Source organism: Streptomyces collinus Tu 365, assembly GCF_000444875.1.
Classification (GTDB): Bacteria; Actinomycetota; Actinomycetes; order Streptomycetales; family Streptomycetaceae; genus Streptomyces; species Streptomyces collinus_A.
The window spans coordinates 2,105,475-2,118,289 of sequence record NC_021985.1; the positions used below are offsets into that span (position 1 = coordinate 2,105,475).

Genomic DNA, 12,815 nt, shown 5'->3' on the forward strand with positions numbered 1-12,815 from the left:
AGGCCGGCCAGCTTTGCCAGCTCGTCAGGGTGCACGGAGATCGCTCCGCCGTGCCCGGGACGAGAACCCCCCTTTCGAACCGGACCCAGAGCCGGGCCGCCCAGGGGCGGGCGGTCCACCGGACGAGAGGGACACACACTCATGAGTTCCGTTCTGCATCCGCCCAGTTCGGGCAAGAATCCACTGATCGCCACCCACTACCGGCCCATCTCCTCCCACCTGGCGATCACCCCGCCGGTGAGCGTGGTGATCCCCGCCATGAACGAGGCGGAGAACCTGCCCTACGTGTTCAAGTCGCTTCCGGGCTGGATCCACGAAGTCGTCCTCGTCGACGGCAACTCCACCGACGACACCGTCGAGGTCGCGCGTTCGCTGTGGCCCGCGGTCAAGGTCGTCGAACAGCGCGGCAAGGGCAAGGGGGACGCACTGATCTCGGGTTTCGAGGCGTGCACCGGCGACATCGTCGTGATGGTCGACGCGGACGGCTCCGCCGACGGGGGCGAGATCGTCTCCTACGTCTCCGCGCTCGTCTCGGGCGCCGACTTCGCCAAGGGCTCGCGGTTCGCCAACGGCGGCGGCACCGACGACATGACCTTCGTCCGCAAGCTCGGCAACTGGGCACTGTGCACCGTCGTCAACCGCAAGTTCGGCGCCCGCTACACCGATCTGTGCTACGGATACAACGCGTTCTGGCGGCACTGCCTCGACAAGATCGACCTCGACTGCACCGGCTTCGAGGTCGAGACGCTGATGAACATCAGAGTGGTCAAGGCGGGTCTGAAGGTGCAGGAGATCCCCAGCCACGAGTACCTGCGCATCCACGGCACGAGCAACCTGCGCGCGGTCCGGGACGGGTTCCGGGTGCTCAGGGTCATCCTCGGGGAACGCTCCAACCGGCGGGAGCTGCGCCGCCAGGAACACCACTCCCCGCTGCTCGACTCCGGCCGGGGAGAGGTGTCTTGAGAGATCCCGGCATCTCCGTCGTGATCTGCGTGTACACCGAGGACCGCTGGGAGGACATCCTCGCCGCGGTCTCCTCGGTGCACGCGCAGTCGTGCCCGGCGCTGGAGACGCTCCTGGTCGTGGACCACAACGCCGCCCTGCTGGAACGGCTGGCCCGCGCGTACGAGACGGACCCGGAGGTACGGGTGCTGGCCAACGCGGGCCCGCGCGGCCTGTCGGCCGGCCGCAACACCGGCATCGCCGCCTCCCACGGCGAGGTGATCGCCTTCCTCGACGACGACGCCGTGGCCGAGCGGGACTGGCTGCGGCGCTTCGCCGAGGGGTACGCCGACCCGAGGGTGATGGCCGTCGGCGGCCGTACGGTCCCCGTCTGGGCGTCCGGCCGGCGTCCGGCCTGGTTCCCCGAGGAGTTCGACTGGGTGGTGGGCTGCACCTACCGGGGGCTGCCGCCCGGCCGGGTCCGGGTCCGCAACGTCCTCGGCGGCAACGCCTCCTTCCGGCGCACGGCGTTCGAGGCCGCGGGCGGCTTCGCCACCGGCATCGGCCGCGACGGCGACCGGCGCCCGCTGGGCTGCGAGGAGACGGAGCTGTGCATCCGCCTCACCCGGGTCCGCCCCGACGCGCTGCTGCTCATCGACGACCGCGCGGTGATCCACCACCGGGTGCCCGGCCCACGGGAGCGCTTCGCCTACTTCCGCACCCGCACCTACGCCGAGGGCCTGTCGAAGGCGCTGGTGGCGCGGAGCGTCGGCGCCGCCAAGGGGCTGGAGTCCGAACGCCGGTACACCACCCGGGTGCTGCCCGCGGGCGTCGCCCGGGGCCTGCGGGACGCGCTGCTCGCCCGGCGGGGCGGCGCGGGACGCGCGGGCGCGATCGTCGCCGGGGTGCTGACGGCGGCGAGCGGCTACCTGGTGGGACGGGTGCGCGCCCGGCGGGGCGGGACCACGTTCTCCGTCGTACGGATCGAGGGGGAACGCCCATGACCGACGCGCCCGTGCCGATCCTCATGTACCACGCGGTGGCGAGCGCGCCCAACGACGCCACCCGGGCCCTGTCGGTCGCCCCCGAGGCGTTCGCCGAACAGATGGCGCTCATCGGCGACCTCGGACTGACGCCGGTGACCACCGCCGGCCTCGCGGCGCACTGGCGCCGCGGCGGACCGCTGCCCGCCCGGCCGGTGCTGATCACCTTCGACGACGGCTACGAGGGCGTCCACCGGCACGCCCTGCCCGTGCTCGCCCGGCACGGCTTCCCGGCCACGCTATTCGTCTCCACCGGCTGGATCAAGGGCGCGTACGACACCGGCGGCGGCCTGGACACCATGCTGGACTGGCCGCAGGTGCGCGACCTCGCGGACACCGGCGTCGAGATCGGCGGCCACAGCCACACCCACCCGCAGCTCGACCAGCTGGACGACACGGCGCTGCGCGCGGAACTCGGGCACAGCACCGACATCCTCACCGCCGAACTCGGCGCGCCTCCGGTGTCGTTCGCCTACCCCTACGGCTACTCCAGCCGCCGGGTGCGGCAGGCCGTGCGCGCGGCGGGGTACGGCCAGGCGCTGGCCGTCGGCAACGGGCTCGCCCGCCGCCGGCAGGGCCCCTACGCCCTGCGGCGCGTCACCGTGCGCCGCGGCACGGGCGTCGAGGAGTTCGAACGGCTGCTCCAGGGCCGCGCGATCGCCCGGAACTTCGCCAGGGACCGCGCCCTCACCCAGGGCTACGCACTCGTCCGAAGAGCACGCCAGGTCCGCCGGAAGGCCATCAGCTCCCGTGTCTGACACGACCACCACCACCGAGACCGCGCCGCCCGGGACACAGGCGCCCGAGCGGCCCGGACGCCGACTGCGCCTGCCCGGGGCGGGCCGCCCGGCCGGCGGCAGCCCGCTGTTCCGCAACGCCTACGCGCTGATGCTCAACACCGGCATCTCCGCCGTCCTCGGGCTCGGCTTCTGGCTCGCCGCGGCCCGCTACTACTCCGAGTCCGCGGTCGGCCAGGGCTCCGCGGCCATCGCCGCGATGAAACTGCTCGCCGGGCTGACCGCGGTGACCCTGACCGGCGCGCTGGCCCGCTTCATCCCGGTGTCGGGGCGGCGCACCGGACGGCTCATCTTCCTCACGTACGCCGGCAGTTCACTGGTCGTGGCGCTCGCAGCCGGGGTGTTCCTGACGACCCTGGGCGCGTGGGGGCCGTCGTACCGCTTCCTGCACGGGCCGGTGAACGGGCTGGGCTTCGTCGCGGCCGTCGTCGCCTGGAACCTGCTCACCCTCCAGGACGGTGTGCTGACCGGGCTGCGCAGCGCGCCCTGGGTGCCGGTCGGCAACACCGTGTTCTCGGCCGTGAAGCTGGGGCTCCTCGTCGCGTTCGCGGTGGCCGTCCCGACCACCGGCGTCTTCGTGTCCTGGGTCGCCGCGATCGCCACCTCGGTGGTGCCGCTGGGCTGGCTGGTGTTCCGGCGGCTGGTGCCCCGGCACGTCCGGTCGACCGAGGGCCACGCCGAACCGCCGGCACTGCGCGAGATCGGCAGGTTCCTGGCCGGGGACTACACCGGGTCCCTGTTCTCGCTCGCCGTGGTCTACCTGGTCCCGGTGATCATCGCCTCGCAGGTCAGCGCCGAGGACAACGCCTACTTCTACATCACCACCACCATCGGCGGCACGACCAACCTGCTCGCCATCAACATGGGCGCGTCGCTGACGGTCGAGGGCGCGCACGATCCGGGGCGGCTCGCCGCCGACACCCGCGCCGCGCTGCGGCGGATGGCCCGGATCATGCTGCCGATCGCGGGCGCGCTCTTCGTCGGCGCGCCCTGGATCCTGGGTGTCTTCGGCGACGGCTACGCGGACGCGGCCACCCCGCTGCTGCGCTGGTTCGCGGTCGGCGCGGTGCTGCGGGTCGTGATGGAGACGCACTTCGCAGTGCTCCGCGCGCAGAGCCGGACCGCCGGACTGGCCTGGTTGCAGGGCCTGTTGTGCCTGCTGGTGCTCGGCCTGACCCTGCTGCTGCTGCCGCGGATGGGGCTGACCGGCGCGGGCGTCGCCGAGATCTCCAGCCTGACCGTGATCGTGGCGCTCGCGGCGCCGAGACTGTGGCGGACGGTCCGGGCGGCTCCCGCCCCCGTACCGGACCGCGCGGCACCGGACGGCGACCTCGCCGACCTCGGCGAGCCCTCCCGCTCCCGGCCGCGCCTGGCCGGCCGCCCGCGCGGGGACGCCCCCGGCCTCCCGGCCGACTCCCCCACCCACCGGCACAGCCCGGGCTGGGCGCTGGAGAACGACACCCTCGCCCTCGGCATCCACGTCGACCTCGACCACCTCGAACGCCGCCCCGACGTCCGTCCGGGCCCCGGCACCCCGCCGGCCGGCGTTCCCGTCCCGCGCCCGGCCGAGGAGCCGGAACCGGGCGCCGAGGCCTCCCTGGGCCCGGCCGAGGCGGCCCTCCTGCGGAAGGCGGAGGAGGACTCCGACGCGCCGTTCGGCGGAGTCGACGCCCTGTTCGAGACGTCCGACGCCCCGTTCCACGAGGCCGACGCGCTGTCGCGGGAGACGGAGGCAGCGGCCGGACGGTCCGATGGGACGGCGCAGGACGCCGACACGCCGTTCGGAAGGCCGGCGGCGGCCACCGGCCCCGCGGACGGCGACGCCGTGCCCGACGAGCCGCCACCGCCCGCGCCGCCCGCACGGCTCGCGCCCACCCGTTCCGGAGTGGTCCTCGGCTGTCTGCTGGTCGCGGCGCTGCTGCTGTACTGGGTGCCGGCACTGCGGCTCGGTGAGGGCGACCTCGACGCGATGGGCGGCCTCGGCCTGGTCTCCGTGCTGCCGCTGCCCACCCTGGTGGGGGCCGCGCTGCTGGTCACGGTGTTCGCCTCGCTGCTCCGGCTGCGCCGCGAGCACCGGACGCTGCTCCTGGTCACCCTGCTGGCGACGGTGGTGTCCCTGCACGCGCTGCCCGCCGTGCTGGAGACCGAGCCGCGGTTCGCGACGGCCTGGCAGCACCTCGGCTTCATCGACTACATCGACCGCACCGGGTCCGCCGTACCCGACCTGGACGCCCGCTGGAGCTGGCCCGGCTTCTTCGCCGCGGCCGCGTTCGTCGCCCGGGCGTGCGGGACCGACGACTTCACGGAGATCATCCGCTGGTGGCCCACGGCCGTACAGCTCGCCTATCTGGCCCCGGTGTTCCTGCTGACCCGGTCGCTGCGGGCGAGCTGGCGGGCCAAGTGGACCGGTGTGTGGCTCTTCGTGCTGAGCGGATGGGTCGGCCAGGACTACTTCTCCCCGCAGGGCTTCACCTACCTGCTGTACCTCGTCTTCGTCGCCGTCCTGCTGGTCTGGTTCCGCGCCCCGCGGGTGCTCTGGTCCGTGCGCCGCCCCGGCGAGGCCGAGGTGGCGCCGGCCGGCCGGCGGCAGCGCGCGGTGCTGCTGCTGGTGCTGATCGGCCTGTACGCGGCGAGCGTCCCGGCCCACCAGCTCACCCCGTTCGTGATGCTCGGTGTGCTCACGGCCCTGGTGCTGGCCGGCCGGTCGGAGCTGCGCGGGCTGCCCATCCTGTTCGCGGTGCTGGTGGCCGCCTGGGTCGGCTTCATGGCCGAGCCGTACTGGTCCGGCCACTTCGACGATCTGTTCGGCGGGGTCGGCGGGGTCGGCAGCAACGTCTCGACGTCCGTCTCCGGCCGCATCCAGGGCGGGAGTTCGACCCACAAGCTGGTCCTGTACACCCGGGTCCTGCTGGCCGGTTCGGTGATGGCGTTCGCCTGCTGCGGCTGGTGGCGCAGACGCGTCCACCGGTACCGCGAGCGGTCCCTGCTGGTGCTGACCTTCGTGCCGTTCCTGGGCTTCGGCATGCAGTCGTACGGCGGTGAGATGGCGCTGCGGGTCTTCATGTTCGCGGTGCCGGGCGCGGCGCTGCTCGGCGCCCTCGCGCTGTTCCCGCGCGCCGGTGTCACCCCCGGGGAGCGGGCGAAGGACCACAACGCCCTCGCCCCGGTGGCCGCGCTGCTGGCGGGGCTGCTGCTGATGGGCGGGTTCCTGGTGGCCCGGTGGGGCAACGAGCCGTTCGAGCGGACCCGGCCCGGCGAGGTCACGGCCATGGACTGGGTGTACGCCCACGACCGGCCGACGGTACGGCTGCTGTGGCTGACCCAGGACCCGGTCAACGACGTGACCCCGGCGCTGCCGTGGGGCGCGCGGGACATGGAGCGGGTGAACTACGTGCCGACCCAGGCACCGGTCGACCCGGCGCTGGTGTCCGGCCTGGTCAAGGCGCTCAGGGACGCGGGACCGAACTCGTACCTGATGGTCGACCGGAGCCAGGTGACCTACCTGCAGCTGGACGCGGGCTACGCCCCGGCCTGGGAGTCCCGGCTGGTGCGGCACCTGGACGAGCGGCGGGAGCTGACCAGGGCCCTGGTCAACGACGACGTCACGGTGTACGCGATGCGCGAGCGGCCGGCGGGCCGGGTGCCGGCGCCCGACCCGGGGCCCATCGGGCCGCAGGTGACGTGGACACCCTGGTCGGTGGCGGGCGCGCTGGCCGCCGTCGCCCTGGTCCTGCTGCTCACCGCCCGCGAGGTGGCCCGGGTCGCACTGCGGCCGGGAGTGCGGCGACTGCGGCTGCTGCAGGGCAGTTTCTGGTTCTCGCTGCCGCTGCTCGCGCTGCTGCTGGCGTCGCTGGTGCAGCGGTTCCTGACCATGAAGTGAGGCGGAGCGAGGTGACGGGTGCGGGGTGGGCGGCTCAGCGGTCGAGCCACTTCACCTCGTACGCGTGCAGGTCGAACCGCTTGCCGTCGACCCGGGCGCTGATCGTGCGGCCGAGGGTGTTGACCACCAGCACCCGCTCGCGGTCGGCGAGGACGCGGACGTTGGGCACGTCGTCCGGGGCGACGGAGACCGTCTCGTAGCGTGTGCCCGGCCCGAACGCCTCGCCGAACCGTGACAGCAGGGCGTACATGGGCAGTTCGCGTCCCCCGCCGGCGCGGTCCGTGGGTGTCCACAGGCAGCCGGGGCAGTCGGTGCCCCTGGCCTCCTCCGGGTTCCAGTAGAAGCCGGAGGACGCGCCGCCCTCGGCCATCGCGATCAGCCCGGCGGCGTGCACGGCGAGGCGGTGGGCCTCGGACCAGCCGGTGCGCTCGCCCTTGCCGTCGGCGGGCTCCACGTAGTACTCGGCCCACCACAGGGGAAGGCCGTGGGTCTGCCGCCCGACCCAGTCGCCGACCGCGGTGAACTTGGCGGTGGCGGCGAACTCGTCCGGCAGCAGCTCGTCGTCGTTGGTGTAGCTGGAGCCGTCGACGACCACGAAGTCGGCTCCCACCCGGTGGGCGTTCCAGTAGCGGAAGGCGTCGAGGACCCGCCGGTCCACGGCGCCCCAGGGGCCCTTCAGCGCGTCCGAGGCGTTCGGGTCGCGCGGGTCCAGGCTGTCCATGACCAGGTAGGGGCCGCCGACCATGACGTCCTTGTCGACCTTCTTCAGCGCCCGGTAGACGAGGTTGTACATCCTCGTGTAGCCCTCGTAGTCCCAGCGATGTCGGGCGTCGTTCCAGAAGCCCTTGAACTCGTTCCAGACGACGAAGTGGCGTACGTCGGGATAGCGCCTGGCGACGGTCGCGGCCAGGTCGGCGAAGTCCTGGTAGTGGTCCGGGGTGGGCGCGGTCTCCAGCGCGGCCCGGCTCCAGTCGGTGTTCCCGGCGCCGGGCCTGCCGCCCTTCATCCAGTCCGGCGAGCAGCACAGCGTGACCACCGGGGTGCCGCCCGACCTGCGGATGAAGTCGATCCGGCGGTCCATCGCCCCGAAGTCGTAACGGCCCTTCACCGGCTCGGGGTTGTCGGCGCCCCAGCCCATCAGCGCCTGATCCTGCGGCAGCCCGCCGTCCCCGGCGAGCAGCCGCTCGACCCGGCCGACGGCCGTGCCGCTGCCGTCGTCGGCGCTGTACTGGGTGTGGGTGAAGCCCCAGCCGACCTCGGGCCGCGGGGGCCCGGACGGGCCGGCCGGGGTGCCGTGCACCTTGTCGCCGTCGCGCGTGGTGCCGGCGGTGCTCGGGCCGCCCCCGGGCAGCGTGTTGAGCAGGGTCACCACCAGGGCGAGCGCGGCCGCCCCGACTCCCAGCAGAGCGGTGAGCCGCCACCGCCGAGCCCCCGAACACCACCCATGACGTCCCATCAAGGACAACAGTAACGGCGTACGGCACATACGGGGCAGGTCTTGGGAACACCCGGAACAAGCGGCGGAAATGCCGTGCGCGGGGGGCACCGGTGGCAGATCATGGCGGCATGTCTGCGAACCCACACGACGCTCTGCCGATCCGGCTCCACGTCGACGACTCCGACTCGCCGTCCGACGTCGTCGACGCGCTGTTCCTCGGCCGCTTCGCGACGGGCGAGCAGCCGTACTCGCACGCGGCGAACATCGACCGGGTGCGCTCCGGGGCCACCCTGCTCCCGGACGGCGCCCGGGTGCTGCGGGTGGCCCGCGACGACGACCGCAGCGCGACCCTCGCCGAGGGCGAGGGCTGGACCCTGCTGGTCTCGCGCTGGAACCGCGGCGCGGACGTCACGGTCACCGCGACCACCGCCGAGCTGGCCAAGACCGTCCTCGACCGGGCCACGGACGGCGCGGCCGACGAACCGGAACCCCAGCCGGAGAACGTCACCATGGGCTTCTGGTACGTCTCCCCGCGGCGCGGACCGCACCGCACCACCCGGCAGATCTCGGCGGGCACCTGGGACGAGGTCAGGCCCAACTACACGGCGCCGGTGGCGGACGCGATGGACCGCCTGATGAAGACGACGCCCGAGGACATCGCGGGGCGCCTGCTCCTGCTGCACGGGCCGCCGGGCACCGGCAAGACGTCCGCGCTGCGCACGCTCGCCCGCTCCTGGCGGGACTGGTGCCAGGTGGACTGCGTGCTGGACCCGGAGCGGCTCTTCTCCGACGTCGGCTACCTGATGGACATCGCGATCGGCGAGGACGACAGCACGGGCAAGGGCCGCTGGCGCCTGCTGCTGCTGGAGGACTGCGACGAGCTGATCCGCGGCGAGGCCAAGCACACCGCGGGCCAGGCCCTGTCCCGGCTGCTCAACCTCACCGACGGCCTGCTCGGCCAGGGGCGGAACGTGCTGGTGGGCGTCACCACCAACGAGGACCTGGAGCGGCTGCACCCGGCCGTGGTCAGGCCGGGGCGCTGTCTGGCCCGGATCGAGGTGGGACCGCTGACCCGCCGGGAGGCGATGACCTGGCTGGGCGACGAGGCCGAGGGGCACGGGGACGCCGTCGGCCGGGACGGCGCGACGCTCGCCGAGCTGTTCGCGCTGCGCCGGGGCAGCACGCCGACGTCGGTGCCGGGGGCGCGGGACGGGGCGGACGCGGGGCTGTACCTGTAGTGCTTTAGTGGTGTCATGACCTTGTTCGTCGGCACTTCGGGGTGGCAGTACAAGGACTGGCGGGACGTCGTCTACCCGGCGGGCGTCCCGACGCGGCTGTGGCTCGAGGAGTACACGCGGCTGTTCGCGACGGTGGAGATCAACAACGCGTTCTACCGACTGCCGTCCCGGGAGAACTTCGCGGCCTGGCGGGACCGGGTGCCGCCGGACTTCGTGGTCGCGGTGAAGGCCAGCCGCTATCTGACCCACATCAAGCGGCTGAAGGAGCCCGCGGAACCGGTCCACCGCCTGATGACCCACGCGGCGGGCCTCGGCGACCGTCTCGGCCCGGTGCTCCTCCAGCTCCCGCCGAACCTGCGCGCGGACGCGGCCCTGCTCGACGACTGCCTCGCCCGCTTCCCGCGGGGCACCCGGGTCGCGGTCGAGCCGCGCCACGACTCCTGGTGGACGCCCCAGGTGCGGGCGGTCCTGGAGGCGCGGGGCGCGGCGCTGTGCTGGGCGGACGTCCTGGCCCGGCCGGTGAGCCCGCTGTGGCGGACCGCCGACTGGGGGTACGTGCGCTTCCACCAGGGCCGCGCCCGGCCGTGGCCGCGCTACGGCAGACGGTCGCTGGAGACGTGGGTGGACCGTGTCGCGACGACCTGGCCGGACGCGGCGGACGTGTACGCGTACTTCAACAACGACCCCGGCGGGGCGGCGGTGGCCGACGCGGTGGCCTTCGCGAGGGCGGCCCGCCGTGCGGGCCGCACGGTGACCCACACCCCGGCCCACGCACCGACCCGCACACCGGAACCGGCCCGGCACGGCTAGGAGGCCGGTCGGCCGGGTCAAGCCCCGGGTGGACGCCGGCCGGGTCAAGGCCCGGGTGGGGACGCCGGCCGGGGCAAGGCCGACGGCGATCCGGCGAGACGGGTTCGCCGGCCGGACCCGGCCACAGGACGGTGACCGGACGGGGCCGACGACCAACCGACCGGACAGGCCACTGCCTGGACCCGGCCGCACGACGGTGACCGGGCGGGGCCGACGACGAACCGACCGGACAGGCCACTGGCCGGACCCGACCGCAGGACGGTGAGGGGACGGGGCCGACGGCGATCCCGCGGGACGGGCCGCTGGGTGGACCCGGTCGCGGGACGGTGAGGGGCGAGGCCGACGGCGAACCGGCGAGACGGGTTCGCCGGCCGGACCCGGCCACAGGACGGTGACCGGACGGGGCCGACGACCAACCGACCGGACAGGCCACTGGCCGGACCCTGCCGCAGGACGGTGACCGGGCGAGGCCGACGACGAACCGACCGGACAGGCCACTGGCCGGACCCGACCGCAGGACGGTGAGGGGACGGGGCCGACGGCGATCCCGCGGGACAGGCCGCTGGCCGGACCCAGCCGCAGGACGGTGACCGGGCGAGGCCGACGGCGATCCGACGGGACAGGCCGCTGGCCGGACCCGGCCGCGGGGTGAGGCCGGCGGCGGACGGGCGGGGCCGGTGCCGGCGCAGGGCCGGCGGCTGCCGGGAGCGGCCGGGCAGGCCGGGGGCGGCGGGCAGCCGGGCCGCGTTCAGTGGGCTTCGTAGGCCGCCCGCAGGGCGTCCCGTACCGCGGCCAGGGCCTCCGGCTCGCCGAGGCCGAGCCGCCGCACCCGTTCCACGTACGCCTGGGCGGCCAGCGCGGCCTCGCGCTCGGCGGCCGAGCCGGCGGCGGCCACGAACGTCCCGTTGCGCCCGCGGGTCTCGATCACCCCGTCGCCCTCCAGGGCGCGGTACGCCTTGGCCACCGTGTTCACCGCGAGCCCCAGCGACTCCGCCAGCCCCCGCACGGTCGGCAGCCGGTAGCCCACCGGCAGCACGCCGGACCGCGCCTGCTCGGAGATCTGCGCCCGCACCTGCTCGTACGGGGGCGCGCTGTCATCGATACGGATCTTCAGGCTCACAGGGCCGATTGTCCCGCACCCGGGAGAAAATGAGAGGCACCCACGACAGGTCCGCCCGTACGGTGCCTCCTCATGACCGTGATCGTGCGTGATCTCGACCCCGACGTCCCGGCCGACACCGAGGGCTACGCCCGGGTCCGGCAACTCGCCCTGCCCTACATCCTGTTCACGGCCGACTCGGTGCGTCACCTCGCGACCCGCGGCCATCCGGACGCCCACCTCCGCACGCTCGTCGCGGTCGAGGACGGCGAGGTGATCGGCGCGGCCGGGGCGTCCCTGGCGCACGACGCCGCGGAGCCGGGCCAGGGGCTCCTGACCGTCTACGTGCGCCCGGACCGGGTCGGCCGGGGGGCCGGCCGGCTGCTGGCCCGGGTGGGCGAGGAGCACCTCGCCACCGTCGGGGCGACGCGGCTGTACACCTGGGTCCTCGACGAGCCCGCCGACCGCGCCTTCGCCGAGCGGCACGGCTACACGGAGGGCCGCCCCGCGCACTTCCTCCGCCTCGACCTGGCGCACCGCGCACTGCCGCCGCTCCCGGAGGTCCCGCCGGGCGTCGAACTGCGCACGGCCGCCGACTTCGCCGGCGATCCGCGTCCGGTGTTCGAGCTGGAGGCGGAGACGGTGTCGGACGAGCCCGGCATGGTGCCCGTGCGGCTGACGGACTACGCGGCCTGGCTGGCGGAGACCTGGCGGCATCCGCTGCTGGACCACGACCTGACCGTGCTGGTGGTCGTCGACGGCCGTCCCGTCGCGCTCAGCATGGCCTGCACCGACGGCGCCACCCGCTACTCCACGTCGATGACCGGCACCGCCCGGCCGCACCGCGGCCGCGGCCTGGCCAAGCTGGCCAAGATCCACTCCCTGTACCGGGCCCGTGCCGCCGGGATCACCGAGGCCTTCACGGGCAACGACGCCGGGAACGACCCCATGATCGCGATCAACAAGTGGCTCGGGTACGAGATCTGCGCCACGGAGGTGCGCCATGTCCGCGAACTCGGCTGAACCGGCGGCCCGGGTGGAGGTCGTGCTGGTCAAGGGCGGCCGTACGAAGATCCGTTACGCGGCGGAGCTGCTGCGCGACGACGGCGTCCACGTCCTCGTCCGCGCTCCGTGGGCGGGTGAGGGCGTGCGCGACTTCGGCTTCGTGCGCTTCGAGCCGGGCGACGTGTTCTTCGAGCACTACTGGCGGGACCGCTGGTACTCGGTGAAGGAGGTCCGGGCCGGGGACGGCACCGTCAAGGGCTGGTACTGCGACATCGCCCGTCCGGCCGCCCTGTCCGGCGGCCGGCTGGTGGTGGAGGACCTCGACCTGGACCTGTGGCGGTCCGCCGACGGCGCGGACGTGCGGCGGCTGGACGAGGACGAGTTCGCCGAGAGCGGGCTCGCCGAGGCCGACCCCCGGGCCGCGGCGGCCGCCGTGGCGGCCCTGGACCAGCTGGAGGCGCTGGCCCGCGAGGGCGGCTTCGAGGACCTGTTGGCCTGAGGCCGCCGGCACCCCGCTCCGCCCCGGCGGCCCCTCCGCCCCGCCCCGCTTTTTCGTCCCTCCG

10 protein-coding genes are annotated in these 12,815 nt (G+C 74.2%); 8 read left to right on the forward strand and 2 right to left on the reverse strand.

Annotated features, from left to right (window positions below):
* Positions 1-141 precede the first annotated feature (141 nt).
* From B446_RS08920 to B446_RS08935, 4 genes are read left to right on the forward strand one after another with little or no spacing between them, the layout of a single operon-like run.
* Positions 142-963, forward strand: a complete 822-nt coding sequence (locus tag B446_RS08920) for a glycosyltransferase family 2 protein (RefSeq protein WP_020939094.1) — start codon at positions 142-144, stop codon at positions 961-963.
* Positions 960-1,946 (forward strand): glycosyltransferase, encoded by a 987-nt coding sequence (locus B446_RS08925; RefSeq protein WP_043475121.1) that lies wholly within the window; start codon positions 960-962, stop codon positions 1,944-1,946. Before B446_RS08920 ends, B446_RS08925 begins: the two co-directional genes overlap by 4 nt.
* A complete protein-coding gene (locus B446_RS08930; RefSeq protein ID WP_020939096.1) occupies positions 1,943-2,743 on the forward strand; it encodes a polysaccharide deacetylase family protein in 801 nt (266 codons plus the stop codon). The genes B446_RS08925 and B446_RS08930 overlap by 4 nt, the downstream gene beginning before the upstream one ends.
* Complete coding sequence (locus tag B446_RS08935) at positions 2,736-6,662, forward strand: hypothetical protein (RefSeq protein ID WP_020939097.1); 3,927 nt, start codon at positions 2,736-2,738, stop codon at positions 6,660-6,662. The genes B446_RS08930 and B446_RS08935 overlap by 8 nt, the downstream gene beginning before the upstream one ends.
* 34 nt (positions 6,663-6,696) lie before the next feature.
* On the opposite strand, the gene B446_RS08940 is transcribed toward B446_RS08935, so the two are convergent.
* On the reverse strand, positions 6,697-8,118 hold the full coding sequence (locus tag B446_RS08940) for a GH39 family glycosyl hydrolase (RefSeq protein WP_043475124.1): 1,422 nt from the start codon (positions 8,116-8,118) through the stop codon (positions 6,697-6,699).
* Positions 8,119-8,228: 110 nt separating this feature from the next.
* Here B446_RS08940 and B446_RS08945 point away from each other — a divergent pair, with 110 nt between their 5' ends.
* Both B446_RS08945 and B446_RS08950 read left to right on the forward strand, forming a co-directional pair.
* Positions 8,229-9,338, forward strand: coding sequence for a DUF5925 domain-containing protein (locus tag B446_RS08945; RefSeq protein ID WP_020939099.1), 1,110 nt, complete (start codon positions 8,229-8,231; stop codon positions 9,336-9,338).
* 15 nt (positions 9,339-9,353) lie between these two features.
* On the forward strand, positions 9,354-10,148 hold the full coding sequence (locus B446_RS08950; protein WP_020939100.1) for a DUF72 domain-containing protein: 795 nt from the start codon (positions 9,354-9,356) through the stop codon (positions 10,146-10,148).
* A 748-nt stretch (positions 10,149-10,896) separates the two neighbouring features.
* Here B446_RS08950 and B446_RS08955 read toward each other — a convergent pair.
* Positions 10,897-11,268 (reverse strand): GntR family transcriptional regulator, encoded by a 372-nt coding sequence (locus tag B446_RS08955; protein WP_020939101.1) that lies wholly within the window; start codon positions 11,266-11,268, stop codon positions 10,897-10,899.
* A 72-nt stretch (positions 11,269-11,340) separates the two neighbouring features.
* On the opposite strand from B446_RS08955, the gene B446_RS08960 reads away from it, so the two are divergent.
* Both B446_RS08960 and B446_RS08965 read left to right on the forward strand, forming a co-directional pair.
* Complete coding sequence (locus tag B446_RS08960; RefSeq protein WP_020939102.1) at positions 11,341-12,270, forward strand: GNAT family N-acetyltransferase; 930 nt, start codon at positions 11,341-11,343, stop codon at positions 12,268-12,270.
* Positions 12,251-12,751, forward strand: coding sequence for a DUF402 domain-containing protein (locus tag B446_RS08965; protein WP_020939103.1), 501 nt, complete (start codon positions 12,251-12,253; stop codon positions 12,749-12,751). Before B446_RS08960 ends, B446_RS08965 begins: the two co-directional genes overlap by 20 nt.
* Positions 12,752-12,815: the final 64 nt, after the last annotated feature.

Coding starts and splice junctions, on each gene's coding strand:
- B446_RS08920 (WP_020939094.1), top strand. CDS start 142: ATGAGTTCCGTTCTGCATCCGCCCAGTTCGGGCAAGAATCCACTGATC.
- B446_RS08930 (WP_020939096.1), top strand. CDS start 1,943: ATGACCGACGCGCCCGTGCCGATCCTCATGTACCACGCGGTGGCGAGC.
- B446_RS08940 (WP_043475124.1), bottom strand. CDS start 8,118: ATGGGACGTCATGGGTGGTGTTCGGGGGCTCGGCGGTGGCGGCTCACC.
- B446_RS08945 (WP_020939099.1), top strand. CDS start 8,229: ATGTCTGCGAACCCACACGACGCTCTGCCGATCCGGCTCCACGTCGAC.
- B446_RS08950 (WP_020939100.1), top strand. CDS start 9,354: ATGACCTTGTTCGTCGGCACTTCGGGGTGGCAGTACAAGGACTGGCGG.
- B446_RS08960 (WP_020939102.1), top strand. CDS start 11,341: ATGACCGTGATCGTGCGTGATCTCGACCCCGACGTCCCGGCCGACACC.
- B446_RS08965 (WP_020939103.1), top strand. CDS start 12,251: ATGTCCGCGAACTCGGCTGAACCGGCGGCCCGGGTGGAGGTCGTGCTG.